We start from the raw sequence: 26,211 nt of genomic DNA, 5'->3' as shown, positions 1-26,211 counted from the left end.
ACAATAAAGCATAAACAAGATACAAAGATATATATACTATTTAACCATATTTAAGGCTTAGGTCACACAACGAAATAATACCAAAATGAAATTATTCCAGGTAATAATAAACTATTCCGGGATAATTATTGTTTAATATCATACAAATGAATCTGCTATATCTAAGTCACTATTTCCTCGCTATTCCCATTACCTTAAAATGAAGAATAGTATCAACTGTGATTTTTCTCACATCATAAATAAATTTTGGCACTTATTATTCCTCGAAAAATAACCTAGAGAAAATAATATGAAAAAGCTTACCTTACTGGCTGCATGCCTTTTCAGTGCATGGTCAATCGCCGACCCAATGACACAAGCCCAGCTCAATGATTTATGGAAAAATAAACAGAAATCAGCTGAAGAAATCGTTAATAACATGTCTGAAGCAGAAAAAATCGGCCAGTTATTTATGTTGGATTTCAGATATTGGAATAACGATAGCAATGGTGACCCAGCCCCATTCCTTGCTATGAATGATGAAGTCTCTAAAGTGATCAACCAATACCATTTAGGGTCTGTTATTTTATTCCGTGAAAACTTAATAGATACACCACAAACCGTTGAACTTATTAATCAATTACAATCATCTCGTAGTAATTTACCCTTATTTATCGGCACCGACCAAGAAGGCGGATATGTAACACGCTTGAGAGTTGGGACTGAAATGCCGGGAAATATGGCCTTAGGCGCGACTCGTAACCCGGCACTTGCTGAACTGACAGGGATGATCCACGGATATGAGTTATCTAGCCTTGGGTTTAACATCAACTTTGGCCCTGTCGTTGATATTAATAACAACCAAAATAACCCTGTGATTGGTGTCCGCTCGTATTCTGATGATAAAAACCTAGTTGAAACATTGTCCACCAGCTATATAAAAGGGATACATAAATATAACCTACTGACTTCTATTAAACATTTCCCAGGACATGGTAATGTTTCCGCCGATTCCCACGTTGATTTACCTGTGGTGAATTCTGATACAAAAACGTGGCATTCTACTGAACTCGCCCCATTTAAATATGCTTTAGCACATGGCGCAGATGCGGTCATGACCGCTCATATTATTGTCCCTGCCCTTGATGACCATAAAATCACAACGTTGGCGGGGAAAAAAGTTGGCACCCCAGCAACCTTATCCAAACCTATTTTACACGGTATCTTACGCGATGAGCTAAAGTATGATGGGCTAATTATCACTGATGCAATGGACATGGGGGCAATAGCTGACAACTTTGACATTAATTGGGCCGTCGAAACATCGCTGTTAGCGGGTTCCGATATTGTATTAATGCCAATAAAGATGTGGGATACAGAAGCAATTACACGCCTAGATAACATGTATCGTTACTTAGAAACACAAGCGGCGAAAAACCCTGAGTTAAAAAAACGTATTGATGAGTCGGCGAAACGAGTCGTCTTGAAAAAACTTCAACAAGAAATTACGGCGCAGCCTATTAACCTCACTGAGGCTAAACAAATTGTAGCGTCTAAAAGCCATAAAGACCTAGAAAATATGGTTTCTGAACAAGCAATTACATTAATTAAGAATGATAATATTCTGCCCTACCAGCTAAAACCTCAAAACCGTATCTTAGTTATTTCTGATGAAAAACCACGTAATGCGTTAATCCAGAAACAGTTAAGTGATATTGCGGAAGAAACAGACGTAATCATTAATAGCAGCGACAATGTAATAAAACTAAATGAAAATACGCTATCAAAAAGCGAGGCTAGAGATATCGTTAAAAAACAAGATTTAATTTTACTGACAACCTATAACCTGAAAGATACCCCAACAAATGCTCAGCTAATTATTGATGCTGCTAATAACGCAAATATACCGCTTGTTGTTATTTCTTCACGTAATCCATATGACATTGCCTATTTAAATGATGTTAAAGCTAACATTGCTATTTATGGGATCACTGGCTTCGATGTGACTAATAATAACCGCAATTCGTTGGAAACTAATATCCGTAGCGGGCTACGTACGCTGTTTGCTAACCGCGCTGCACAACCTCTAAACCCACCTCAAGGGTTGCTCCCCGTCAATATCAAAAACCCACAAGGGGACAAAATCCTATTCCCTTATGGTCATGGTGAAAACTACCACACCACATATTAATTCTTATTAACAAATTAGCCTTTATACCTCCACGGTATAAAGGCTAGATACTCACGTCCGTCACAACGGCACTAAAAATAAAAAACACATAAAAAATAAAGGGTTAAAATGAAAACTTCACTGAATGGTTTATTTCTTACCGCACTATCTGGGCTAACAGCATCTGCTTTTGCGGCAGAGCCAGTAAACAATGATTATTGGCGAATATCTTCTAACGTATATATGGAACTCGAAAAATTTGAAGGCCACCATAATACTAATGATCGCAAAGTTTTTGATAAAACCAGCATGATAGGCCAGCTATTTTTAGTTAACCCAGAGTCAAAATGGAGCTTTTTCCTTGAGCACAAGGAATCATTACGTAGCTATAACCACGACTTTTCAACTTCAAAAGATTCGTTTATTCGTAACCGTACACAAATTGGCGCAACGCGAAAAATGTATTCAAGTGATATTGGGCAGTTCAACTTAAATGTAACTTACCGAAAAGAATCAAATGATTCTGCACCGGGTACACAAGCACGCCCATCGAATACCATGTTTTGGTTAATGCCTAGTGGAACCTATAATTTTAACGACAAATGGGCATTTAACTTCTGGGATGCGATATACCACTACGATAATTTCCATGCAGCGAATAGTTATGAGTGGGAGTCTGAACACGGTTTAGTCTATAAAATCAATGATTCTGCAACCGCAAAAGTCTATATGTATACCGACTGGACATGGGATAAAGACTTCAATAAGACGTGGGAACAAAATCAAATTCGCGGCTACTTCCCAATAACACTCAACCAAGATTGGAGCGTTATGCCCTATTTTCGCTACTATTTAAATGAACATAACTATGATAGTAACAAACGTACAACGCAAAAAGTGAAGGATGGCTATCGCGTCGGGACTCAAGTTTTCTATAACTTAACACCAAAACTCACTCTCTGGGGTGGCTTCGCCGTTGAGCCAAGCACTTGGGAAAACCCTAAAAATGCAGGGATCACCTCTGGAAGCAACAACCGCCAAACCTTCTATCTTGGCCAATTAGGTGTGAAATATCAGTGGCAATAAATTAACCTCATTCCTAGTCTGCCCCTCACAGGCTAGGAATGATATCCCACTGATTATTAGTTAGACTCAAAATAGTTCGCGCTAAGCTCCCCTAGATGCATACACCAATGGTTAATCAACGTAGCCAACAGCACTACAGTGTGAAATATAAAACGTATTAACGCTGAATAATTTCATCAAACACCCCACCATTGGCAAAATGCGTGCTTTGTGCCGCCTGCCATCCGCCAAAGCTTTCATCGACGGTCAGCAATTTAAGCTCAGGAAACTGCTGACGATATTTTTTAGCAACTTCACTATTTCGTGGGCGATAATAGTTTTTCGCAGCGATTTCCTGCCCTTGTAAGGAATATAAATGGGCTAAATAAGCTTCAGCAACAACTCTGCGGTCTCGTTTATCAACGGTTTTATCCACCACAGCGACTGTTGGTTCAGCTAAAATAGAAATGCTGGGTGTCACTATTTCAAACTGGCCATTTTCCCCTAATTCATTGATAGCGAGTAACGCTTCATTTTCCCAAGCTATCAATACATCACCGATCCCACGCTCAACAAAGCTATTCGTTGCACCACGAGCGCCGGAGTCTAATACTTCAACATTTTGATAGAGCCGCTTTACAAATTGCTTTGCTTTTTCAGAGTCTTGTTGGTTTTTATCTAAGGCATAGCCCCATGCGGCTAAATAATTCCAACGAGCCCCCCCAGATGTTTTCGGGTTAGGCGTCACCACAGAAACATCCGGACGAATTAAATCATCCCAATCTTGGATATTTTTGGGGTTATCTTTGCGGACTAAAAAAACAATAGTCGATGTATAAGGAGCTGAGTTATCAGGAAGTTTTTTGGCCCAGTCTTTATCAATACGGCCACTTTGCGCGATAGCATCCACATCATAAGCTAATGCCAATGTCACCACATCTGCTTCTAAGCCATTCATCACCGATATCGCTTGCTTACCTGACCCACCATGAGATTGGCGAACAGTCACACTATCACCGGTTTTATTTTTCCAATAATCGCTAAACTCCTGATTATATTGTTGATAAAACTCTCGGGTTGGATCATAAGATACATTCAACAACTGAATATTTTTCGCCCAAGTGCCTGTAGTTAATACTAATAGCAACGCTGCTGCCAATCGAGACTTTGTCACCTGCCATGAATGCGTCATCTTTTACCCCATCAAGTTTTAGATAAGGAAGAGGCTGACAGATAGAATCAATTACGAGAAATAATTAAAAAGAAAAACTTATGCGTATGGGGAATATGTAGAATAAAAAACAAGCGGGTCGCAACAAGACTACAAAACGAATATTAACTCAACAACCTAGCTGTCTAGGGCGAAAAATAGCATCAAACCTGCACAGTAGAAACCAACCATGCAGGAGAGATTTGCAATTACAGAGGGATTAATACAATTTTTTCGCTGTATCGAACCAGTCTTTCTTGAAGACCCTTTTCATATTCATTACAGCATCAATAATATCATGGTGTACTAATTTCTCATTTTGGATACCAACACAACGCCCGCCATAGCCTTCAAGCAGCAACTGTATTGAATAAGCCCCCATGCGAGAAGCTAAAATACGGTCATAAGCCACTGGGGAGCCACCGCGCTGAATATGCCCAAGAACCGTCGCACGTGTTTCGTGATGCGTCTCTTGTTCAATATATTTTGCTAATTCACCAACATCACAAACGTGCTCAGTGATAGCCACAATCGCATGGCGTTTGCCTTTTTCGATGCCGCGTTTAATCTCTGATAACAGCTCTTCACGGTCAAATGCCATTTCCTGTTCTGGTAATACCAAAAACTCACAACCGCCGGCAATGGCTGCGGATAGCGTTAAGTCACCACAATAGCGCCCCATCACTTCAACAATAGAAATACGTTTATGGGATGTTGAGGTATCACGTAGGCGGTCAATCGCTTCAACAACGGTTTCAAGCGCAGTAAAATAACCGATAGTGTAATCCGTACCCGCGACATCATTGTCGATTGTCCCCGGCAGGCCAATACATGGGAAACCAGCTTCTGTCAGTGACTTAGCCCCTAAATATGAACCATCACCACCGATAACCACTAATGCATCTATATGGTTTTTCTTCAGATTTTCAAACGCAACAGCGCGCACTTTTTCATCACGGAATTGTGGGAAACGTGCTGAACCTAAAAAAGTACCACCACGGTTAATCATATCCGACACACTGTATCGGTCTAATTGTTTCATTCGGTTTTCATACAACCCGAGGTACCCATCAAAGATACCCATGACCTCTAAGCCTTCGCCTAGCGCTGCGCGTACCACGCCGCGGATCGCTGCATTCATGCCCGGTGCGTCACCACCACTCGTTAAAACCCCAATTCTTTTAATCTGCTTGACCATGATGACCTCTGATTAATGAATATAAAATTGCAAATCTATAAACTCATTGAGTTACTTAATTTTTTCGTGCTAACTGCGTTTAACTACAAAGCTGAATTGATTCACCTAGCAAATAATACGGCAAATAGGTGATTATGCCTCTGCTTTCCATCAAGCTTTTATGCTTTATTGTGATCTAGTTTACATAATTCTAGCTGATGACCCCAATAGGTAAATATTTCAGCACTAAATAAATGTAATGCCCTAGACTAACCAGCTATAGCCCTAGATCGCATCTTAGTTTGAAATAAAAATTAAGTATTGATGATAACACTTAAATTCATCCTATGCTGTATCTGTCAAACAAAAGAAAAGCACCTTACGGTGCTTTTGAATAAACGAACAAAAACGAAAACGAAATACCTTTATGTATAGTAATATCGCGTTAAATGGAAAAAAATTGGAGCAGCAAAACACAGTGAGTCAATTCTATCTAACATCCCCCCATGCCCCTCAATAATAGCGCCGAAATCTTTAATTCCGCTATCCCGCTTAATCGCTGACATGCATAAACCACCAACAAACCCCATAATCGTGATCGCTAATGACATCAGCCCGGCAACCCACCAGCTAAAAGGTGTCACCCAATAAAGGGATATCCCGATCAACACAGAAGATAAAATGCCACCGACAAAACCTTCTATCGTCTTGTTTGGGCTAAGTTTTGGCACAATAGGGTGCTTACCCATCAGTTTGCCAAATACATATTGAAGCACGTCTGAAATCTGCGTCACGATGATCAAGAAAAGTAATAATTTTGCATTTTCCCCTTCATAACCTTCAATATTTAACATCAACAAAGCAGGAACATGGCTTAAACAGAAAACAGCGACTAGCATTCCCCATTGAATTTTAGCGGTACGTTCAAGAAAATGAAAAGTATCCCCAGCTAAGGCAATTCGGGTCGGTAAAAACAAAAAGACAAAAACAGGAATAAAAATCGAAAATAACCCATACCATTCAATACCAACAAGCAAGTATTGCAACGGAATGAACACGAAGAAGCACCAAAATAGGGCTTCATGGTCACTTCTACGTGTTGGCGTTAACGTAATAAACTCTCTTAGTGCGAAGAATGATATCAAGGCAAATAAGATCACCACACCAATATTACCTAACACAACGGCAAGCACACAGATAATGCACATAACCCACCATGCACGTATACGCGCATTTAAGTTATCAATGGTTGGGTTACTTTTCTCACCAGAATAGCGATAAGCTAAAATGCCGCCGATCACACTCGCAAACACTAATATACCAAATACACCAGATAATAATAAAACGAGCTCACTGTCCCAAATACTCATGGCATCAACTCCTCAAGTGCTGCTTTTGCGCGTTGCAAAAACACCGTTTTATTTTCATTTTCCATTAGAGGTGCCAATGGCTGACCCACCATTGCAGAACAAATTATTGGAACAACAAGTTTGGTGCCTTTAGGTAATACCCGATTTAAGTTTTCCAAATACACGGGAACCACTTCAACGTCAGGGTATTTTTTCGCAAGGTGATAAAGGCCGCTTTTAAATTGGCTCAACGTTTCGCCATCACCCCTTGTCCCTTCAGGAAATAAAATCAAAGAATGCTTAGCATCCAATACCGACTCAAGCGGTTGCAAAATAGCATTTTGTGCAGGTTTGTCCCCTTTTCTTTCCACCAATACTGCACGAAAGACTTTATTAACAAGATAGCGGCGAAAAGGTGTTTTATCCCAATAGTCCTTCGCCGCTACAGGGTGAACAAAATGGCGCATAAGAGGGGGTAAACCAGACCAAATAACTAGGCCATCAAGGTGGCTTGAGTGGTTTGCATAATAAATACGGGGGGTCATTGATGGCTGGCAGCCCACCCAACGAGTGCGAACGCCTGTTAATAAACGACAAGTTCCCGATAACAACATGCCCATTCCCTTCGCGAGAAGAGAAATTTTCTGCACTTTTTCCATCTTTTTTCCTTGCTAGCGTTTTATCACAAGTAAAACTGCAAAATTACGAAAAAAACTGAATATCGTTAATTGGTTAAGATAGAGAGTCAATAACAAGAGTACAACGGGGTAAGTTCTGATTTATATCATCAAATAATATAAGGACAGCGATACTAAGACAAACAGCAGGGAATAACAAAGGTGTAGCGGCATGTATTTACGCCGCTACACTGAGTAGACAAAATTAATAATTATTTTTTGTCGGCCGCAATACGGTCACGAATATTTTGCGCACGTTCGCTTGATGGTGGGTGAGAGTCAAACATACTTGTCTCTTGGCTACCCATTTTGGCTAGTTTTTCAAAACCAGTCACTAAACCTTCCGTCTTAATGCCACGTTTTTTCAGCAGGTCATAAGAGAAGTTATCTGCTTGGCTTTCTTGGTGTTGAGAGAACTGAGAATTAACCAGTTTTTCACCTAGAGCAGCCAATTGAGATGCACTTAATTGTTCTGCAACGCCACCCACTGATGCAGCTGCTGTACGTGCTGCTACGGCACCGTATGCAACTTGCATAGCTTTACGTGTATGACCTAATGCAACGTGGCCCATTTCATGGCCTAAAACGCCTTCGACTTCGTTATCATTCATAACATCCATCAAGCCGCTATATACACGGACACAGCCATTTGCCATCGCCCACGCATTCACATCGCTAGTCAGATAAACTTTATAATTTACTGGAGTACCGTCAACTTCATTACCTAGTGCTTTTGCGATTTTATCTAAACGTTTAGCGTATTTGCTAGAAGCGGGAGCAATTTTGTTTTGTGCATCCATCTCTTTACAAGATTGATCGCTTAGCTGTTTAACATCTGAATCACTCAATGTTGCTGCTTGGAATAACTGCATACCAGAGTTAGTCAGCATCCCTTGGTCTAAGTTTTTACAGCCCGTTAAGATGACAGCAGAAACAGCGACCGCCACAAGTGCCTTCATTTTCATAGAACATTTTTCCTTTAGAATATATAAGTATTATATTTTTTAGTAATGCTAAAGCCTATAAATTCTGCGGAAAATAACAATAGGAATAAAGCCATAATTATTCAATATATGAATTTGATAATGTTTTTATTAAAATTGCAAATTTGTCAGAACATTATTCTGACAAATAACACTTTAAACATTTAATTCACAGAAAATATGCAAATATAGAGTCATCATAAATTGCAACTACCTAATAAATAACTCAATTATACAAAAATCACTTTCCTTATTTTGTTCAAGACTAAAATTCAAGACCCGCTCATTCCCTTTAACCAATAAGGTTTCAGATTGATTTAAATAAACGTTTTCTAAATTGATTTCCATATTTAAACTATGGCTATTATTAAATATTAAAATTTCGTTGGCATCACTATGCCAAGAATTAGCTGACGTTGAATTAACCCATTGTAACCGAGCGGCATATTTTTCAGGGTTATAAATCAAGTTAAAATCACGAATGGGGCCGTTAATTAGTTCGGCATGTACGTCACTTTCACCATAAAAAGCAAAGAATGATTTAGATTTCAGTGCAACTGGCGCATTATTATCGACATGTAAAATAAGCCCATCCCCCTCTAGTACACCAATGATACGCTGCCGCCCCATAAAATGAGAAAATGGCCCCGCCGTTTTTACATCAGCAATCGACACTCGCCAATCAAAGTCATCTAAACCCTCACCATGACTACGAGCCACTTCAAGGGTTGAACCTTGGCCATTTTTCCAAGGCATATTGCGATAATCTTGTGTTGTTAATATCTGAATCATAAGGTGAACCCTGCTTTTGATGGATACGTTATTTTATCATAGCGACCCTAATTGAATTGCTAACTATAGCTAACAACTATAAATCAAAAGCGAGTGTTGCGATAAAAAAAAAGCCCCTAACAGGGGCTATAAAAGACAGGGATGGTGTTCATTATTTTAAAGTAAGTTATTGTTATTTAAAGCCTTACAATTCACACCGTCCACGTTCCGTCCACATCGACCATTATTGACCCAAAAGCCGCTTTTTTTAAGCGGCTTGCTATTTCAAATTTGATGCATGACCATATGTTGATTTTACTTAAAACATATGGTGAACAAATGGAAAAGGTCATTGTTGCAATATCCTCTCTTGGATTTATCGCATTCATTTTAGGTTTAATAAAACCGAAACTAGTTTTCATGCCTAATAGAAAAACTTCCTCTCTGATTTATTTAGCTGTATTTCTTGGTGCTGCTGTACTTGGTTCTGTGTTGTACCCACACCAAAACACTACAACAGAAACAACCAAACAAGATAAACCACAGCAAAGCCAGCCAATAGAAAAGCCTTTCAAATACGCGGAGCTAACTCTTAAAGAATATAAAGATGAGACTCAAAAAGAGCGTGAAAAAATAGTTAATAACTACTTGGAACACAAACAACTTCCTCTATCCAATAAACCTCTGTTTTATGCCTGTATCAGTCAGCTTTCATATACAAAAGCACCTGAATTAAAGCTAAACGAAACGTTAAGCTGGTGCTATGCAGACTTTAGCCGCGACCCTAATTCACTCAATGATAGAGTTAATTTAGATGTCTTTGTTTCAAACTTTAGTAAATGGGATGGGTCATACCGACCTTTAGAAAAGCTCATCAAAAATAATATGAATGATGACGACAGCTATAAGCATGATGAAACAACGTTTCGTTTAATGCTTGATGCAAAACCACCTTATGCCATTGTCAGTACAACCTTTAGAGGAAAAAATGCTTATGGCGCAATGGTCAAAAACAATATGAAAGTAAAAGTAGATATTGCTACAGGCGATATTTTAGAAATTATCCCCCAATAAAACTTAACCCCTCATTCGAGGGGTTTTCTTTTCATATCAGCAACGAAAGTTGATTCTCGCCATAATGGCTTTTCGGAAACGCATCACCTGGTAATTTAAAATCAGCCGGTAACGGTTGAGGATTGGGGATCGTTAAATATCGCTCGACACTTTGTAATGTCGTAAACGTACAGCCACATAAAACATTTTGACACTGATGATAACTGCGTTTTGTTTCTTCGGTTACTGGTTCACTCGTGCGAGTGTAAGATGCGGCGCCGCATTTTGGACAATTAAACGCCATTGTAAAGCCTTGGTTCTTGGGTTTGCCTAACCTAATTATAACACGTTATATCAATTGGTTGAATTATCACCATCGACCATATTGTCATTATCAATTTTTAATTCTAACTCCAACTGCGTTTGAAACCCGTTATCACCGATTTGATGTACTACGCGAGAAATGATCCAATGGTGGCTATCAATCACCGTTTTAAAACCAACCACCGTTGCCGGCATTTCAGGGTATAAATCAGCCCTTCCTCTCGCAAGCGTAATACTAAATTCTGCTGCCCCCCTTTGCAGTTTTAACCACTTCGCGGCTGCAGCTCGCTTTGCGGTTTCTTCGGTTTTATAGGTTTGGCGCATCACATAAACGTTACCCTCTGCCCCTTCTAAATATTCACCCTCTTTACTACTAGATTTAGCCTTTTTCTCTTTTTTTGGCGTATTCGTTTTTTTCTTTTTACGTTTAACGCTCGTGGCTGGCTTTTTACCGAAATTAAGATCTAACCAATTAGCTTTAACACCGGTGTAAGCGTCACGGTCTGCCACTCTGAAACTGTGCCTATCGCCAACATCACGCTTAATGATTACCTCTGGTATTGGCGTTCCACTTTGAGTTAACCCCCTATTGGGAATAATAAACAATAAATTGCCATTTTTAATCGTTGCAATAGCACCGAGCATTTCAGCCATACGGGATAAAAAACTAATGTCGCTCTCGTTTGTTTGGTCTGCGTGATCGATTTCAATATCAATTAACTGTTTGCTCACTGCAGGCGTTAAGTTATAGCGCCCCGCTATCGCACTCACGACTTTCCCTACCTTGATATCATGCCAACTGTACTCACGCTTAACGTTAAATTCTTGGCGAAAGTCTGCAGACCTGGCAGTGATAACCACTTGGTCAGGCGCACCGCTATGACTGATTTCATCAACAGTAAAAATACCTTTGTGTACTAGCGGCTCTCTCAGCCAGCCAATCGCCACACTCACTTCAACCCCACGCGGCGGTAACTCTATTTTCCCGTCCGTATCGTCAATGGTAATTTCCAGAGTATCAGCCTCAAAGCCGCGATTGTCGGTTATCGTCAATCCAATTAACCGATCATTCAAACTCAGGATTTGCTTACCCCCTATCGTGATATCAAACGCCGGTTGTTTTACGAGATCAGAATCAAAATATTGTTCAAACATAGCCCCTCCCTGTATGCCGACACTTTCCCACATCGCGCGCGCGAGTTGGTATAGCTTTTCCTTGTCGTGTTGATGCAACAAGTCAAACTGCATGATTTTACAGGTTTTTATTACGACAATATCTGGACTGATATTATTCTAGTGAGGTTCAATCATGACTTATCATCACGGCATGGAAGTCAACGAGACAACAAAACTCACCACATTAATTCGTGACTTAAACACCTCAACAATTGGTGTTGTCTGTACGGGTGATGATGCGGATGAAAGTTTGTTTCCTCTCGATACGCCCGTCTTAATTACACGTATTGATAACGTGTTAGGCAAAGCCGGCAAAACCGGCACATTGTATAAAACGCTCAAAGCTATTTCTGACCAGTGTAGCCCAAAAGTTGTTGTTATCCGCGTGGCTGACGCTGCCAATATTAAGTCTGATGAAGGCGAAACCAAAACACAGGACCAACTTGTAATTGGTGGAAATGGTGCCGATGGTCGTTATACCGGTATGTATGCCTGGTTAACCGCTAAAGCAAAAGTGGATGAAAAGCCGCGCATTCTGATCGCACCTTGGCTAGACACTAAGCCGGTTGCACTTCAAATGGCTATCTTTGCCGAAAAACTCAAAGCGTTTGCTTATGTTTCTGCAAATGGCTGCGTCACCATTTCAGAAGCAAAAGAATACCGTAAAGACTTTAGCCAACGTGAAGTCATGGTGATTTATCCTGATTATTTAGGGTTCAATACTGAAACGGGTAAAAATGAAGTCATTGCTTCACCGGCTATTGCTGCTGGCTTACGTGCTCGTATTGATGATGAGCAAGGTTGGCATAAATCACTGTCTAACGTTCCGGTTAATGGCGTTCTCGGTATCTCGGCTGATGTGTACTGGTCATTGCAAGACAAAGATACTGACTCAAACGACTTGAACGAAAAAGGCATCACCACCTTAATTAAATACCAAGGTTATCGTTTTTGGGGCAACCGTACTTGCGATGAAGAAACCTATGTATTTGAAGTGTATACCCGTACCGCTCAAATCTTATCTGAAATGATCGCAGAAGCTCACTTTTCCTATATTGATAAGCAGCTTACCCCGTCATTGATAAAAGATGTGATTGACGGTATTCAAAAGAAAGGTGACGAGCTAGTTACACAAGGTCGTCTACTTGGCTTTAGTTGCTGGTATGACCCATCAGCAAACCCAACCACACAATTACGTGATGGTCACGCCGTTATCAAATATAAATACACGCCAGTACCACCACTTGAGCGTCTAAGTTTAGAGCAGACCTTCACCGACGAGTATTTTGCCGTATTCAACCAATTAGGCTCAGGAGCGTAACACATGGGAATGCCTAAAAAACTCTATATGTTTGACCTTTTTATTAACGGTCAAACCTACCTTGGACAAGTAGAAGAGGTAACGCCCCCAAAACTAACGTTAAAAACGGAAGACTACCAAGGTGGGGGAATGCTCGGCTCTGTCGCACCACAATTCGGCTTTGAGGCTGGCGCGTTAGATATGGATATCACAATGGGCGGTCTAAACATTGAACTTATCAAAGATTGGGGCGGCACAATTGACGGTACACAGTTCCGTTTCGCTGGCTCTTACTACGATGATTCAACGGGTGAAACCACTGCCTATGAACTTCAAACTCGCGGACGTTTTAACGAACTTGACCAGGGAACCGCTAAAGCCGGTGACAACACTCAGCATAAGTACACGTTAAAAAATACGTACTGCAAGATCACGGCAAACGGTGAAACGCTCATTGAAATTGATTTACTCAACATGAAATGGATTGTGGGTGGTGTAGACCGCCTTGCCGAGCACCGCGCCAATATTGGTCACTAATTTCTAATAGCGTCACAGCGTGGCGCTAATACCCTCTTTTGATGGAGAATAAATAATGTCTATTGTTAAATTTAATACCCCTGTAAAAATCCAAGGTGGTCGTGAAATTACAGAAGTCACAATCACAGATACGATGCGACAAGCTGGCGCATTACGCGGTTTAAAATTGTGGGAAGTGGCAACCGGTGATGTGAACTCGCTGATCACATTATTACCACGCGTTACGCAACCACGACTCACCGAACAAGATATTGCCTCAATGCCGATTGATTGTTTTGCTCAACTCGCTAATGAGGTCGCGACTTTTTTAGCGCCGAGTGCCCCACTCGAAGAGATGGACGCACAGGAAAACTAATCCCCGAAATACCCGCAATCGATATTGATGACATCATCGCAGATATTGCGATGGTGTTTCACTGGTCACCGGCTTCTTTTTCCGAAATGACAATTTCAGAATTGATAAAGTGGCATAGGCTCGCGGCGGCTCGCATAGGACAAAACGAATGACAGATCGTAATCTTAACATTCGGGTATCTCTCAGCGCCGTAAACCGCCTAACATCACCGGTTAGTGCTGCACAACGCAGCGCTGCCGGTTTTGCTTCTCAAATCAGGGCAACTCAAAACAGTATTCGAAACCTGGCAAGCCAAGCCGGCACATTTGACAGACTCTCACAGTCCGTCAAACGCAATAATACGGCTTATGAAGAAGCGAAAACGAAAGTTAAGGCACTACGTGATAGTTACCCCGCATTAAATCAACGTACTGAAGAACAAAAGCGCGCACTTGAACAAGCGAGGCTTGCCCGTGACCGTCTTGGTCGTTCACTGGATAGTGAAAAACGAAAATTACAAGCGTCTGCAGCACAGCTATATCGACACGGTGTTTCTGTTCGCAACAGTGATAATGCTACCGCTCAAATTACCAGGCGCACCGAAGCATATAATCGGCAACTTGACATGCAGCGGCAGCGACTCGCCGCAGTGACCCGCGCACAAACTCAATACGAAAAAGCAAAAGAAACCCGTAATAAATTAGCAATGGGTGGTGCTGCCGCAGCTGCAGCCGGGGGCGGTGCTCTTTATGCCGCCTCTCGCATTATGACGCCTGGACTGGATTTTGATGAGGGCATGTCTGGCGTACAGGCATTAACTCGGCTAGATAAAAATGACCCACGTTTAAAAATTCTACGGGATCAAGCTCGTGAACTTGGCGCAAGTACCGCTTACACCGCCACGGATGCAGCATCCGGTCAAAAATTCTTAGCAATGGCAGGCTTTACCCCCGAAGCCATTAAAGCCGCGTTACCTGGCGTCTTAAACATGGGCTTAGCCGGTGATATGGATCTCGGCGAAGCCTCTGATATCGGCTCTAACGTCTTAACTCAATTTAAACTTGATGCAGACCAGATGAACCGTGTTTCAGACGTACTCACTGCAACATTCACACGAAGCAACACAGATTTACGTATGCTTGGTGAAACAATGACGTATGCAGGACCCGTAGCCGCACAACTTGGCGTTAGCCTCGAAAGTATGGCGGCAATGGCGGGTACAATGGCAGATAACGGTATTCGTGGCTCTATGGCGGGTACATCGTTACGAGCGGGTTTATCTCGACTGGTTGCGCCAGTTGGCAAAGGTCAAGCCGCTATGAGCGCCCTAGGCGTTTCTATCAAAGATGCCAACGGGCAACTGCGCGATAGTGGCGAGATTTTAAAGGACGTTGGTAAGGCATTACGGAAATATGACCAGGCTAGTCAAATCCGCATCAAAAAAGATATTTTTGGTGAAGAGGCGATGGTCGGTATGGGTGCAGTTATCGATGCAACACTGAATGGTCGATACGATGAACTTCTAAAATCAAACCAAGGCGCCGAAGGCGAAGCGGACAAAAACGCCAAAGTAAAAATTGATAACTTAAAAGGGGATTTCAAACAACTGCAGTCTGCCTGGGAAGATCTCGGCATTCAGATGCAAGAAAGTGTTGATTCCCCATTGCGTAATTTAACGCAAGGCTTAACTGGTGTTGTCACGAGCATAGGTAAATGGATGCAGGCTCACCCGCAGTTAACTTCCATGTTAATTAAAGCCGGGTTAATTATTGCAGGTCTTACTGCTGTTCTAGGCACATTAGCTGTCGGCGCTGCCGCTGTTATGCTCCCTTTCGCAGCTATGCGACTTAGCCTAAGCTTGCTAACTGGTGGTCAAGGCTTGCTTGGCGCCCAAGGCGCATTTTCTAGTTTCTTTAATGTAATAAAAGTCGGTAGTGGCATTGCTCGATTTGCCTTATCAACCATGTTTGGACCTATTGGCTTGGTTGTTGCTGCCCTGGTGATTGCAGCATTAACCATTTACAAATATTGGGATTATATCAGCGCATTCTTTAGTGGTTTCTTTGAAGGTCTAATGATAGGTCTTGCACCTATTCGAGAAGCCTTTAGCGGGGCATTTTCTGTTGTTGCTCCTATTTTTGATGCGATATGGACAGCTGTTAAAAAAGTGTGGGAATGGTTATCTGAACTATTTGCCCCTATTAAAGCCTCCGACGAAGCATTAAAAGATTGTACCGATGCAGGGAAAACATTTGGTGAAGTGGTTGGCTTTGCCATTTCCGCATTAATGACACCGATCACAATGGTTGCCAAAGGGATTAACTGGATACTTGAAGCGCTAGGTATGGCGCCACAAGTTGCGAGTGATACGGTAAACCAGATTAATAAAATGAAACCTGTTGAACTAACAGCAGAAACCAAAGCTGTTATGGATTCATTTAATTCGCCGTTACAAAGTATTGCTGCAGTTCTTCAAGCCGGAAACCAAGAACAAGCTAAAACCAACAAGGAGACAGAGAAACATAATGATGATGTAGCCAAGGGCAACATTACCCCGCCAAAAGTCAAAACGCCTGATTTTGGTACGGCGGTTTATGATCCTGGTGAAGCGAAATCAAAATCTAAAGGTTCTAGTGGCGGCGGTTTATCGACACCGGAAAAAGAAACACGCGACCCGAATAAACTCGGTGAAATTGTGTTTAAAAACTTCCCTGCCATTAAAGCCGTTGATGGACTTTACCAAGACCCAACTCTGCGTGGTGTCTCTGTTCCTAACGTGGTTGCCACTTCCGATATCACGCCGGCAAAAATGGAAATGCAACGTCCAGTTAAGCAAGATATCAAACAAGAGGGAGATAAGTACGAGTTGCATTTTCACGGTGTCGATATGCGCGATGCAAAAAATATTGCGTCCATTGTTCGCCAAGAACTGGAAAAGATTAAACGTGAAACCGACACGCGCCGGCGTTCTCTGTTAACCGATATAGGATAATCACTATGATGATGATTTTTGGTATGTTTGTTTTCATGCTTGAAACCATACCGTATCAAAACTTACAACGCTCAATGAGTTGGCGTTATGCGAAAAATGACCTTATCGGTCGTTCCGCATCTTACCAATACATTGGTGCTGGTGAAGATAAGATCACATTAACCGGCGTGTTAGTTCCCGAAGTGACCGGCGGCGATCTTTCCTTGGAGTTATTACGTACATCCGCCTATCGCGGGCGTCCTTACCCACTGATAGAGGGCACAGGCTTAATTTATGGCATGTATGTCATGGATAGTATGAGCGAAGGTAGGACGTTATTTTTTGGGGATGGTAAAGCTAAACGAATCGAATTTACGATTACATTGACCAAAGTAAATGAAGATTTGCGAGAAAGGCTAGCTGGCATGGAATTCAACGATTTAATTTCTTTTTAAAATTCAAGGGGCTTAACGCCCCTTTTCTTATTCTGGTTTTGCTGGAAAATTGATATCTGGTGCTAATGATGTATCAGTATTTTCTACTTTCACACTGTATATTTCCCATGCAACTAGTAAATCTTTCTCATCGTCCGTTGCCATGCCCAATCTAACTTTCCGCTCTAAAATCGTGATATTTTTTTCAGCTTCATCAGCCAATAATTGCTTCTTAGACTCAGCGATTGTTATTTCTTCTTCATGTGACAAAACCAGTGGTTCGATTTTTCCGTCAATAAATAAATAGCCATTTGTATCAGTAAGGAAATCTTTCGGTATTTTTTTTGGTGATACCTCAGCAACTGATAAATTAGTCGGCGTTAACGTACTGACATCAAAACTATGCGAAACAATTCGATTTTCATCGTCAAAGAGGATTTTTAACGTATCGTCTTTAAAGCTTTTTTGTAAATCATACCAATCGTTACCCGTTTCATCTTCAAGCACCAAAACGAAATCAGGGTACTTTTCCAAAATATCTTTATTCTTACTGATAGTGAAATTTTTATAGCTCACCATGTTTTTAATCTCCAATTAAACACTAGCAGCATTAACCCAAGTGCCATTTAAGTTATATTGAATAGCGCGTTTTCTATAGCCGCCAAAGTTAACTGATGAGCTACTGCCTGTTTCCCAGAAAGTTAAACCCGTGACAACTTCTCCATTCCCGAGACTAAATGCACCAGTCTTACCTAAACTAACTTCAGAACCAAGACGAACCGCGGAAATGCCGGCTGATTTTATTTTTGAGTCAACCTCTGCTCTGGAATAGACTTGAAGGTTATTTCTAGCGGATGCCACATCTCTAGCACCTGTACCACCACAATTAGTGGGAATGAGTCCAAATGTCATCAATCCGTCACCATTGAACCCCCACACATAAGATGTGCCGCCATACACGCCACTATTAACATTATCATTGATAAATAAATAGTGTGTGCCAGAACCATTTAATACCTGTGCTTCATGACCTTGTACCTTATATCTTTTATTGCTTGGATATAACGCATCTGCTTGAGCCTGAGTTAATGCGCCTACGTCACTGGCATTAAGTGTAATGTCGGTCGATAATGGTTTACCGTTGACCTTACGAGTGCTAGGCACTCGACCATTCGCATTATTATTTGCGTTGCTTGCCGCTGTATTTGCATTAGCCGCAGCTGTATTAGCGGCGTTTGCTGTTGCTTGCGCATCTGTTCCCGCTTTTTTGGCATCAGCAACACGCGTGTCGGTTTCTGCCTTGGTGTATGACCCAACATCACCCGCACCCAATGAGATATCTTCACTCAGCGGCTTGCCATTGACTTTCCGTGTACTTGGTACTCGGCTATTTGCATTGGTATTTGCTGCATTCGCTGTCGATTGCGCATCCGTTCCCGCTTTTTTAGCATCAGCAACGCGAGTATCGGTTTCTGCTTTGGAATACGAACCCACATCACTTGAATTTAACGTTATATCTGTGCTTAATGGCTTACCATTCACTTTACGGGTGACTGGCACCGCTCCAACGTCACTAGCTGTCAAATCAGAAATTCGCTTATCTAATACTTGAATAGCATCATCAACATATTTTCTTGTTGCTAATACGACTGTTGGATCAATTTTAAGCGTGACCGTTTCAGTATGACTCACAATTAAAATCATGCGGATAGTCTGAGTTCTCCCAGAACCTTCTGCCATAGTTGGTTTATAAGTCTCAGGCGCATTCGCTACAGCAACCAGCATCCCCGATTTATCAAACAACCCAATTTCACGTATCCACCAACCGCCCTCATTTTCAGGAATAACCTGTTCTGCAATGATTTGATTCGGGTTTACTGGATCAATGAACAAGGTATTAATCGCGGCTTTTCTGCGCTCATTGATTAGCTTCGTTTGTTTAGTGTCTGGTGCAGGCAATGAACCGCCTCCATCGCCAACTGACATGTGTGTTAATTCAATTTTTGTGCCGAGAGCTGTCGCCTCTGCGAGCACCTTTTCACCATAGGTGGTGAGCAATGCAAAATATTTCATTGGAGAGTAACCCTCATTTCATCAATAACATGAACTGCAGCACCAGTGGAAACACCACCACCGACACTGATCACATCCGGTGAGTATGGATAAACTGTAAGTTCATCCCCGCCATAGCTCGCAGCTGCGCAAAAAATATTGCCTTTAGTTTCCAGTTGAATAGTTAGCCCGACGAGATGCCGACTGGCTGGCTTTGCATCAAAAATAAGCGCCTCCAACTCACGGTACATTTCTTCTGTAATACCCGTTTCTAGCACGCCAATATCAAGCCTAAACGTTCCTGGTGTTTCGTTAGTTTTCCACCACTCAATAACTCGAATTAAATAGCCCAATGGCTCAACAACACGACGCAATGCGCCTATTGTTCCTTTATGCTTATGAATAAACATCGCGGACTTAATCGCGTCACGCTTGGCTTTTTCTGTCCAGCTTTTATCCCAACGGTCAACACTGAACGCCCAGGCTAAATAAGGTAATAAATGCACAGGGCATAAATCAGGGTTCCATAGCTCGCGAATAGGTACGGGGACTTTTTCAATTTGAGCGCAAGCCTCTGCCGCTGCAATCTCCAACTTTGAAGATCCAACGGGTAATAATCGGCTACTCATCGGAACCACCTAGCGTCACGTTAATATTGGTACAGTAGCTGGCTTGTGTTTTATCCAATTTAATATCGGCGGTAGGTTTCTTGATTTCGACCCGCTGAACCCCCTGCACATGCAAAGCGGCATAAATAGCGCTTAACACAATGTCACGCCCTAACCGGTGTTGTTGTGTTGTATATCGTTTTAGCTGCGCCTCTGCAGCTTCGGTGATTGGCTCGTATTCGGGTGCTGGATAGCAATAAATCACGGCTTCAATTTCGTAATTCACTATCTTTGCTGATTGCACAGTGACACGGTCTGCCACTGGGCGCACATCTTCATCGTTTAAAGCCACAGTCACTTTATCAACCAGATCAACCGGTGCAGTGCCATCCCCTTCTCGTGACAATACCGTGACCGTGACATATGCCGGTTTTGGACTAATGACGGATGCATCAGCCACACGACCATCTGCAGAACGCGCATGATATTCATAGCTACCAATAGGACCCGCCACACTCAATGCTTCAAATGCACCAGGTATGCGAACCCGTAGATCGGAATCGGATTCATACTCTGGTGGTATAGGCGGGATCGCGTTTTCATCACCGGCAAACAGTACCAGGCGCTTAACACCATTATTTGCAGCCAATTGGTCAAGGTCTGCGCCTGTAGCAAATGCAACCATTGAGGCTCTTGCCGCCTCATTCACACGTTGTCGTAAAAGTAACTCACGATAGCAGTTAACTTGTAATAACTTAGTTAGCGGCTCAGACTCTAACTCTAACGTTCGCGCAATTGCTGCTCGCTGTTCTTTTGGCGTCGCTTCAATTAATGCGGCTTTGTATTCTGCAAATAACACTTCAAAATCAAGCGACTCAACAACATCCGGCGGTGGTAATAAACTTAAATCAATCGTTGGCATGATTTACCTCACAGGGATCATTGTTGTTAAAGGTTGACCGTCATTTTTCATACACTGCAGATAAAGCGTTGTAATCCCCTCATCATTTTGTTTCACTTCAATTTTTTGCAAACTGATACGAGGTTCCCAACGTAATAACGCCATATAACAGGCACTCATTATTTTTAAACGCAATGGCTTGTTATCCGCTTGGTCAATCAATTCCATCAATAGTGAACCATATTCACGGCGCATCACTCGCGAACCAATCGGCGTGATGAGAATGTCATTAATGCTTTGGCAAATGTGCGCATCATCATTAATTTGTCGCCCTGTATTTCTGTCAAATCCGCTATACATCATTGAGGACCATCCGTTTGACTACCACCTCGCTCGACACCACCATGTTTATGAGTATGCAAAGTGATGCCATTCGATTTAATGCTGCCGTTTTTATGATTAAAGTTACCGGTCATTTCACCGCCTTTTTCAACATTCAACGTGGCACACGTCAGATTGTCTGAGCACACAACTTTTGGCGTATTGAAATTAATTTGACTACTAGCATTAACCGTGACTGTTGGCGCCGTTGCATCGATTTCAGCACTGGCATTAATCACGGCTTTTTTAATACCGGTCACAGATAATTGCCCCGTTTTTGGTTCGTACTCAATCACAGCACCATCACTAAACGTCTTATGCATCGCCTCTGCTGAATGACTTGGTGCATCATGATCAAAGCTATACAACGAGCACAAAATAAACGCGGTAGTCAATTCGCCACCAATAGCGCCGATTAATACTTGCTCACCCACACTTGGCGCCCACCAAGAGCGACCCGCGCCAGCGCGGTCAACCCCCCACTTAATCCAGTCAGTGAGGTTTTCGCCCGTTTTTACACGACAAACTTTTCCCTTTAAGTCGATTTCAGTAACGATACCAACTCGCAAAATATTAGAAATTAGGCGCTCAAGCTCAGTAATACTCATTTTGCACTCATTAAATCCTGGTAAATAATTTCCAATAATCCGATTCGCTCATTAGGCGATAAGCCTAATAACTCACGTTGTGGGTACTGCGTTTTTGCCAGTTCGTTAATCGTTCCGTTAAGTCCATATTGGTGCTGTCTTGCAATCGCTGCAGCCCGCCCTTGAAATCCTACAACGGCAGCATCTGATGTTGATTGCATCCGTAAAAATTTAGCTGTTCTAAGTCGCTGAAACATAGGATCGGGGCGCTTAGTGCTTCGACGGGTTTCCGATAAATTGATGGCTAAAAATTTATCAATATCACTACGGTAAAATGACCTTAACGCACCGCGCTCCTCATCAAATCCTGTGATCATTCGACCATTGCGCCCTTTCGTACTTCGCCAACTACGTAACCGGCGAACCTCACCTTTATAAAGAAATTCAACGCTTTGTTTTGAGCGAAGCACTTTTGTTTTTCGTGCCTGGTAGGCTGATCCATCCGAGTTTTTCTGGCTACGAATACGTTTTTGTTGGTCTGTTCTAATCGCTTTTGCCAATCTGGCAGATAACCGGCGACGATAAGCGGGGCTTGTTGTTGAAAGCAACCGTGACAATTCATCATCTAACTGTGCAAACAGTGAATTTTCATTACTCACGATTTACCCCACTTTATTTAGGCTGAAATTTAGGTTCGGGTAGATGTGTGATCACATCTTTACCGCTAGAACTATCAACGGTGACGCGCTCAGTCACTTGTAAAACAATCAAAATATCGGCGGTGTCGTTATCTAAAATATCCGCATCAAAACGAATACCGGCTTCGCGTTTATCTGGGTTGAATATCAAATCTGGTTGCTGGTCACGCACCCACTTCATCACTGGCAGCGTTAAATTATCGAGCGGATTGGGGTAATCCATTGCTAGTACATTCAGTTTGTAGCGATATAAAAATGAATTACTCGCCGTTCCAGTTGCAATGACTTGCCCCTCAGTCACATAGACTTCAAGTGCCTCCGCGCTTTGCTGAAAAAACGGATCACTATCCGCAATAAACTCTCTTAATAATTTCGGCTTTAACATCATTGCCCCCGGTAATGCTCAATGGCACGAACACAGCGTTTTTCAAGACTGGTTTTATCCACTTTGCAACTGTTATCTATTGAGATATAAAAACTAAATCCCCAAAAAACACACAGATACAAAACAATTGCGATTAAACAAAATGCCTTTTTCATGGCGCTAACCTGCATTGTTTTTCAAGCTTTACCGCTCTATCTTGCCAATAATCCAATTTTATTTGGTCACTGATAATTCCGTCTCGGATATCGTGAATAAGCTGTCCAGCTTCTGCAGAGAATCGGATTTCGGCTCCATTGCCCACGCTGGCGCTGCTGGTATTTCGACTTGCTGACAACTCACAGGTAGCAAGGTCGGCTTTGGCGAACCGCAACCGCTTATCACCATTAGCCAGGGAGCGACGAAGACGATCATTTTCATCAAGTGCATTTTTAAGTTTTCCTGAATGTTCAGCATCTAATTCAGCCGCAGTACGTTGCGCTGATTTCATACGCTCAATCACTGAGTCACTGTGCAATTTCGCTTCAAGTGCTATCGCGGAAATGGTCGTTTCATGCATCACCGTTTGCAGCGCAATTTTTTTGTCGTAATGCCACTTACCCATAACGACCAATAACGACAACCCGATAATGAGATAAACGGAAACAGCACTTTTATTCATCATCAAGCCCCCAACACGCTAGCGCTGACTCTTGATCTCGCCGTTGCACTTGCCCATAACAGCCGTCTTTCTTACCTTTTGTTTGACGGCAATCTTTGCCACCATCAAAAATCCAACGCTTAATTTCTTGGCAGGCACCTTTTTTATCGCCACTATTCAGCTTTTTATAAAATGTTGATGTGAAACATTTATTAGGACCAATATTGTAGGGGCAGAAGCTGGCAATACCGGTGACTTGGGCGTCGGTTAACGGTACTTTGACATTACGCAGTACCCAGTTAACGGCTTTTTCCGCTTCAATGCGGTTAACCTTAGCGCACTGCTCATCGGTCAGTGTCATACCTTTTTTTACTGGCTTGCCGTCAATCTGTGTCACACCTCTGCAGATTGTCCAAACACCGCCGGCATCTTGATAAGAAGTCAGTAAATTCCCTTCTTTTTCATCAAGAAATTGGTCAAGGATAGCGGTTGCACCGGCGCCACCTAATAACAAACCTATCATTGCTTTGCTGAATAAATTCAATTGATTCTGTTGCATCACAAGTCCTGTTTAGGTGCGGTGATAAAGTCTTTAACCGATTCTGTCGAATCACCTAATTCACTCTGTTTTTTTAAGGTGTCCACATAATCAGCCCATATTTCCGTCCGTTTTTGCTGCGAACGGCGATTAAGCAAATAGTTCAAAATCCCCAATACAACACTGACAATAAGCCCAAATAGAAAGCCAACTTCATAAAGTGTGAAACCAGAAAAGAACGCGCCAACGGTGGCAAAAAAGTAAGTCAGTTTGCTGTGAAGTTCGCTGTAAAATTCGTCCATCCCTAATCCCACAATTGAATAATGTCTTTCTGTTTAGGCTCGGTAATATCCGGCATATCAACCCATTGACCGGCGTTTAATTCGGTTGTCAGGCACAAGTTGGGATTAGTTTCTAAAACCTGTTCAACAACACCTTGTGTTCTCCCGTAATAACGAAAACACAATAAATCAACGGTATCGCCTTGATGTGCCTGAATTTTCATTACGCTAACTCCGCAATCATTCGCTTCTCGCCGGTCAAGTCGCGGATAGCATTTTGTACATCTCGCTTTAAATCATCGATTTGAGTGCTCAATGCCTCAGCGTGTTTTTCTCCATCGCGAGTCGTGTCGATATCACGATAGTTTTCAATCAAATACGCTTTGGTATAGCTATACACCGCATGGCGGTATAAAAAGGTATGTTTGGTTTCATTATTCACTGGCGGTGATGGTATTTTTTCCAATGCATCAACCACTTGCTTACTTTGCCATGAATGTAATAAGTCATTGACGTAGATAACCGAATTCGTTGTGGCATGTTTTAGCCTGGCTGTCGTTACGGTTCCATTAATGCGCATCGCCCACCGGAGATCCGAAAGCTTAATCTCAGGGTAAAAAGGGATGGTTTTTACGGTTTCGCCCTGGTCATTGATATCAATGGTTTCATCTGTTGGCGCAATGGTTTTCTTCGCAACTAGCCCGTTCATTTGGTCACCTCAATAAAAAACGGCGGTGGACGATGAAACAACGTTATTTACCCTGTTTCATCGTGCCGCCGTGGCACACGGGGGTGCATTAGGTTAAGACGCGGCTTTTTTCCGTGTCGTTGTTGTCTTTTTCGTGGTGGTTTTCTTCGCCGCCGCCTTTTTAGGCTCTGGTTTTTCTGAACTTGTAGGCTCTAGCGGTGGTGTTTCGTCTTGTTTTACTGTGGCTTTTTTAATTTCCCGCTGCAGTAGTTCAATATCACGCTTAACACCCACTTTTTCATGCAGTAACAATGCGCTTTGCATCAGCTCAACGGCTCGCGCCTTGTTGTTTAAGTCATCATTTAAACGCAATGTATAAGCCAATGATTTATAGAGTTTTGCGCGAACTTCATTAGGCACATCGTATGATTTAGTCAGGTCGTTTAAACGTTCTAATACATTGATAGGAATTAATTTTTTCTTATCAACGCCGGCTGCAAATAATGTCAGTGCTTTATCACAGATCTCATCAATCACCATTGTTGCCGGTGTACGGTTATAACGTTCCGGTAATGGCAAGTTATAAGCGAGAACGTAATCAGCCATATCAAGCGCACGATCATAATTTTCACAATCAATTTGCCAGACCAAAATGGTTGTAAAGACTTCATCTGATTGACCGGTATTGGCAGATAACACACCGTCAATCCAAGGTTCATACTGTTCAAGTATTGTTTTTTTGTAATCAACCTTAAATTCCGTACCTTGAATATGGCTAAGTCGGGTTTGGTCATGACGCAAACGGTGTAAAATTTGCTCGTATGCCGTCATATTTTCGGTTGTTTGTTCATCGCCTCGGCGTTCTGCCATAACTTGACGCCAATGTTTTTGCGCCGGTGTGAGTTGTTCCATTGCATGTTCCCCGTGAAAATACCGGTGCCACAA

At 42.1% G+C, this 26,211-nt stretch carries 31 protein-coding genes; 9 read left to right on the top strand and 22 right to left on the bottom strand.

Annotation, left to right across the window (positions count from 1 at the left end):
- Positions 1 to 289: 289 nt before the first annotated feature.
- Positions 290 to 2,170, top strand: a complete 1,881-nt coding sequence (locus ACPEH5_RS18085) for a glycoside hydrolase family 3 protein (RefSeq protein ID WP_042846685.1) — start codon at positions 290 to 292, stop codon at positions 2,168 to 2,170.
- A 108-nt stretch (positions 2,171 to 2,278) separates the two neighbouring features.
- On the top strand, positions 2,279 to 3,235 hold the full coding sequence (locus ACPEH5_RS18080; protein ID WP_042846686.1) for an OmpG family monomeric porin: 957 nt from the start codon (positions 2,279 to 2,281) through the stop codon (positions 3,233 to 3,235).
- 157 nt (positions 3,236 to 3,392) lie between these two features.
- On the opposite strand, the gene ACPEH5_RS18075 is transcribed toward ACPEH5_RS18080, so the two are convergent.
- The 6 genes from ACPEH5_RS18075 to ACPEH5_RS18050 all read right to left on the bottom strand — a co-directional run bounded on the left by ACPEH5_RS18075 (position 3,393) and on the right by ACPEH5_RS18050 (position 9,402).
- Entirely contained in the window at positions 3,393 to 4,406 is a 1,014-nt protein-coding gene (locus ACPEH5_RS18075; RefSeq protein WP_042846687.1) for a sulfate ABC transporter substrate-binding protein, read from the bottom strand.
- A gap of 238 nt (positions 4,407 to 4,644) precedes the next feature.
- On the bottom strand, positions 4,645 to 5,622 hold the full coding sequence (pfkA, locus tag ACPEH5_RS18070; RefSeq protein ID WP_042846688.1) for a 6-phosphofructokinase: 978 nt from the start codon (positions 5,620 to 5,622) through the stop codon (positions 4,645 to 4,647).
- A 404-nt stretch (positions 5,623 to 6,026) separates the two neighbouring features.
- Entirely contained in the window at positions 6,027 to 6,971 is a 945-nt protein-coding gene (locus ACPEH5_RS18065) for a phosphatidate cytidylyltransferase (protein ID WP_042846689.1), read from the bottom strand.
- Positions 6,968 to 7,609, bottom strand: a complete 642-nt coding sequence (locus ACPEH5_RS18060; RefSeq protein WP_042846690.1) for a lysophospholipid acyltransferase family protein — start codon at positions 7,607 to 7,609, stop codon at positions 6,968 to 6,970. Before ACPEH5_RS18060 ends, ACPEH5_RS18065 begins: the two co-directional genes overlap by 4 nt.
- Before the next feature lie 230 nt (positions 7,610 to 7,839).
- Complete coding sequence (locus tag ACPEH5_RS18055) at positions 7,840 to 8,592, bottom strand: M48 family metallopeptidase (protein WP_048605737.1); 753 nt, start codon at positions 8,590 to 8,592, stop codon at positions 7,840 to 7,842.
- Between the two features lie 228 nt (positions 8,593 to 8,820).
- A complete protein-coding gene (locus ACPEH5_RS18050; RefSeq protein WP_042846692.1) occupies positions 8,821 to 9,402 on the bottom strand; it encodes a HutD/Ves family protein in 582 nt (193 codons plus the stop codon).
- A 318-nt stretch (positions 9,403 to 9,720) separates the two neighbouring features.
- Here ACPEH5_RS18050 and ACPEH5_RS18045 point away from each other — a divergent pair, with 318 nt between their 5' ends.
- Positions 9,721 to 10,455 (top strand): hypothetical protein, encoded by a 735-nt coding sequence (locus ACPEH5_RS18045; RefSeq protein WP_423727132.1) that lies wholly within the window; start codon positions 9,721 to 9,723, stop codon positions 10,453 to 10,455.
- 31 nt (positions 10,456 to 10,486) lie between these two features.
- Here the strand turns inward: ACPEH5_RS18045 and ACPEH5_RS18040 are convergent, their stop codons facing one another.
- Together ACPEH5_RS18040 and ACPEH5_RS18035 are read right to left on the bottom strand one after the other, a co-directional pair.
- Entirely contained in the window at positions 10,487 to 10,738 is a 252-nt protein-coding gene (locus ACPEH5_RS18040) for an ogr/Delta-like zinc finger family protein (RefSeq protein ID WP_112860265.1), read from the bottom strand.
- Between the two features lie 50 nt (positions 10,739 to 10,788).
- On the bottom strand, positions 10,789 to 11,913 hold the full coding sequence (locus tag ACPEH5_RS18035) for a phage late control D family protein (RefSeq protein WP_423727131.1): 1,125 nt from the start codon (positions 11,911 to 11,913) through the stop codon (positions 10,789 to 10,791).
- A gap of 154 nt (positions 11,914 to 12,067) precedes the next feature.
- Between ACPEH5_RS18035 and ACPEH5_RS18030 the strand changes: the two genes are divergently transcribed.
- The 6 genes from ACPEH5_RS18030 to ACPEH5_RS18005 are packed head-to-tail and all read left to right on the top strand — an operon-like array spanning position 12,068 to position 17,531.
- Positions 12,068 to 13,255, top strand: coding sequence for a phage tail sheath subtilisin-like domain-containing protein (locus ACPEH5_RS18030; RefSeq protein ID WP_423727130.1), 1,188 nt, complete (start codon positions 12,068 to 12,070; stop codon positions 13,253 to 13,255).
- Between the two features lie 3 nt (positions 13,256 to 13,258).
- A complete protein-coding gene (locus tag ACPEH5_RS18025) occupies positions 13,259 to 13,771 on the top strand; it encodes a phage major tail tube protein (RefSeq protein ID WP_181468846.1) in 513 nt (170 codons plus the stop codon).
- Positions 13,772 to 13,826: 55 nt separating this feature from the next.
- Positions 13,827 to 14,126 (top strand): phage tail assembly protein, encoded by a 300-nt coding sequence (locus ACPEH5_RS18020; RefSeq protein ID WP_181468847.1) that lies wholly within the window; start codon positions 13,827 to 13,829, stop codon positions 14,124 to 14,126.
- Positions 14,126 to 14,278 carry a GpE family phage tail protein gene (locus ACPEH5_RS18015; protein WP_336298706.1) on the top strand — a complete coding sequence of 51 codons (153 nt, stop codon included), beginning with the start codon at positions 14,126 to 14,128 and terminating at the stop codon, positions 14,276 to 14,278. The genes ACPEH5_RS18020 and ACPEH5_RS18015 overlap by 1 nt, the downstream gene beginning before the upstream one ends.
- Positions 14,275 to 17,097, top strand: a complete 2,823-nt coding sequence (locus tag ACPEH5_RS18010; protein ID WP_423727129.1) for a phage tail tape measure protein — start codon at positions 14,275 to 14,277, stop codon at positions 17,095 to 17,097. The genes ACPEH5_RS18015 and ACPEH5_RS18010 overlap by 4 nt, the downstream gene beginning before the upstream one ends.
- 5 nt (positions 17,098 to 17,102) lie before the next feature.
- The gene (locus ACPEH5_RS18005; RefSeq protein ID WP_423727128.1) at positions 17,103 to 17,531 is read left to right on the top strand and encodes a phage tail protein; all 429 of its coding nucleotides are present in this window, start codon (positions 17,103 to 17,105) and stop codon (positions 17,529 to 17,531) included.
- A gap of 27 nt (positions 17,532 to 17,558) precedes the next feature.
- Here ACPEH5_RS18005 and ACPEH5_RS18000 read toward each other — a convergent pair whose 3' ends face one another.
- The 14 genes from ACPEH5_RS18000 to gpM all read right to left on the bottom strand — a co-directional run bounded on the left by ACPEH5_RS18000 (position 17,559) and on the right by gpM (position 26,178).
- The gene (locus ACPEH5_RS18000) at positions 17,559 to 18,089 is read right to left on the bottom strand and encodes a tail fiber assembly protein (protein ID WP_423727127.1); all 531 of its coding nucleotides are present in this window, start codon (positions 18,087 to 18,089) and stop codon (positions 17,559 to 17,561) included.
- A gap of 15 nt (positions 18,090 to 18,104) precedes the next feature.
- Complete coding sequence (locus ACPEH5_RS17995) at positions 18,105 to 19,583, bottom strand: phage tail protein (protein WP_423727126.1); 1,479 nt, start codon at positions 19,581 to 19,583, stop codon at positions 18,105 to 18,107.
- Positions 19,580 to 20,191: a phage tail protein I gene (locus tag ACPEH5_RS17990; RefSeq protein ID WP_423727125.1), complete on the bottom strand. Its 612-nt coding sequence runs from the start codon at positions 20,189 to 20,191 to the stop codon at positions 19,580 to 19,582. Before ACPEH5_RS17990 ends, ACPEH5_RS17995 begins: the two co-directional genes overlap by 4 nt.
- Positions 20,184 to 21,092 carry a baseplate assembly protein gene (locus ACPEH5_RS17985; protein ID WP_423727124.1) on the bottom strand — a complete coding sequence of 303 codons (909 nt, stop codon included), beginning with the start codon at positions 21,090 to 21,092 and terminating at the stop codon, positions 20,184 to 20,186. Before ACPEH5_RS17985 ends, ACPEH5_RS17990 begins: the two co-directional genes overlap by 8 nt.
- 3 nt (positions 21,093 to 21,095) lie before the next feature.
- Complete coding sequence (locus ACPEH5_RS17980; protein WP_181468853.1) at positions 21,096 to 21,434, bottom strand: GPW/gp25 family protein; 339 nt, start codon at positions 21,432 to 21,434, stop codon at positions 21,096 to 21,098.
- Positions 21,431 to 22,060 (bottom strand): phage baseplate assembly protein V, encoded by a 630-nt coding sequence (locus ACPEH5_RS17975; protein WP_423727123.1) that lies wholly within the window; start codon positions 22,058 to 22,060, stop codon positions 21,431 to 21,433. The genes ACPEH5_RS17980 and ACPEH5_RS17975 overlap by 4 nt, the downstream gene beginning before the upstream one ends.
- Entirely contained in the window at positions 22,057 to 22,698 is a 642-nt protein-coding gene (locus ACPEH5_RS17970; protein WP_423727122.1) for a phage virion morphogenesis protein, read from the bottom strand. Before ACPEH5_RS17970 ends, ACPEH5_RS17975 begins: the two co-directional genes overlap by 4 nt.
- 13 nt (positions 22,699 to 22,711) lie before the next feature.
- Positions 22,712 to 23,122 (bottom strand): phage tail protein, encoded by a 411-nt coding sequence (locus ACPEH5_RS17965; protein WP_423727121.1) that lies wholly within the window; start codon positions 23,120 to 23,122, stop codon positions 22,712 to 22,714.
- 151 nt (positions 23,123 to 23,273) lie between these two features.
- Positions 23,274 to 23,783, bottom strand: a complete 510-nt coding sequence (locus tag ACPEH5_RS17960; RefSeq protein WP_423727120.1) for a lysis system i-spanin subunit Rz — start codon at positions 23,781 to 23,783, stop codon at positions 23,274 to 23,276.
- Positions 23,773 to 24,318, bottom strand: a complete 546-nt coding sequence (locus ACPEH5_RS17955; RefSeq protein ID WP_423727119.1) for a lysozyme — start codon at positions 24,316 to 24,318, stop codon at positions 23,773 to 23,775. Before ACPEH5_RS17955 ends, ACPEH5_RS17960 begins: the two co-directional genes overlap by 11 nt.
- Positions 24,318 to 24,599 carry a hypothetical protein gene (locus ACPEH5_RS17950; protein ID WP_112860283.1) on the bottom strand — a complete coding sequence of 94 codons (282 nt, stop codon included), beginning with the start codon at positions 24,597 to 24,599 and terminating at the stop codon, positions 24,318 to 24,320. The genes ACPEH5_RS17955 and ACPEH5_RS17950 overlap by 1 nt, the downstream gene beginning before the upstream one ends.
- A gap of 2 nt (positions 24,600 to 24,601) precedes the next feature.
- A complete protein-coding gene (locus ACPEH5_RS17945) occupies positions 24,602 to 24,802 on the bottom strand; it encodes a tail protein X (protein ID WP_423727118.1) in 201 nt (66 codons plus the stop codon).
- Positions 24,802 to 25,287 (bottom strand): head completion/stabilization protein, encoded by a 486-nt coding sequence (locus ACPEH5_RS17940; protein WP_154632856.1) that lies wholly within the window; start codon positions 25,285 to 25,287, stop codon positions 24,802 to 24,804. The genes ACPEH5_RS17945 and ACPEH5_RS17940 overlap by 1 nt, the downstream gene beginning before the upstream one ends.
- 93 nt (positions 25,288 to 25,380) lie before the next feature.
- The gene (gene gpM / locus ACPEH5_RS17935; protein ID WP_423727117.1) at positions 25,381 to 26,178 is read right to left on the bottom strand and encodes a phage terminase small subunit; all 798 of its coding nucleotides are present in this window, start codon (positions 26,176 to 26,178) and stop codon (positions 25,381 to 25,383) included.
- Positions 26,179 to 26,211: the final 33 nt, after the last annotated feature.

Origin of the sequence: Providencia sp. NPDC089933 (genome assembly GCF_049545585.1) — a bacterium.
GTDB lineage: Bacteria > Pseudomonadota > Gammaproteobacteria > Enterobacterales > Enterobacteriaceae > Providencia > Providencia huashanensis.
The sequence above is the reverse complement of the archived record's forward strand: the minus strand, read 5'-3'. Positions and strand labels throughout refer to the sequence as shown.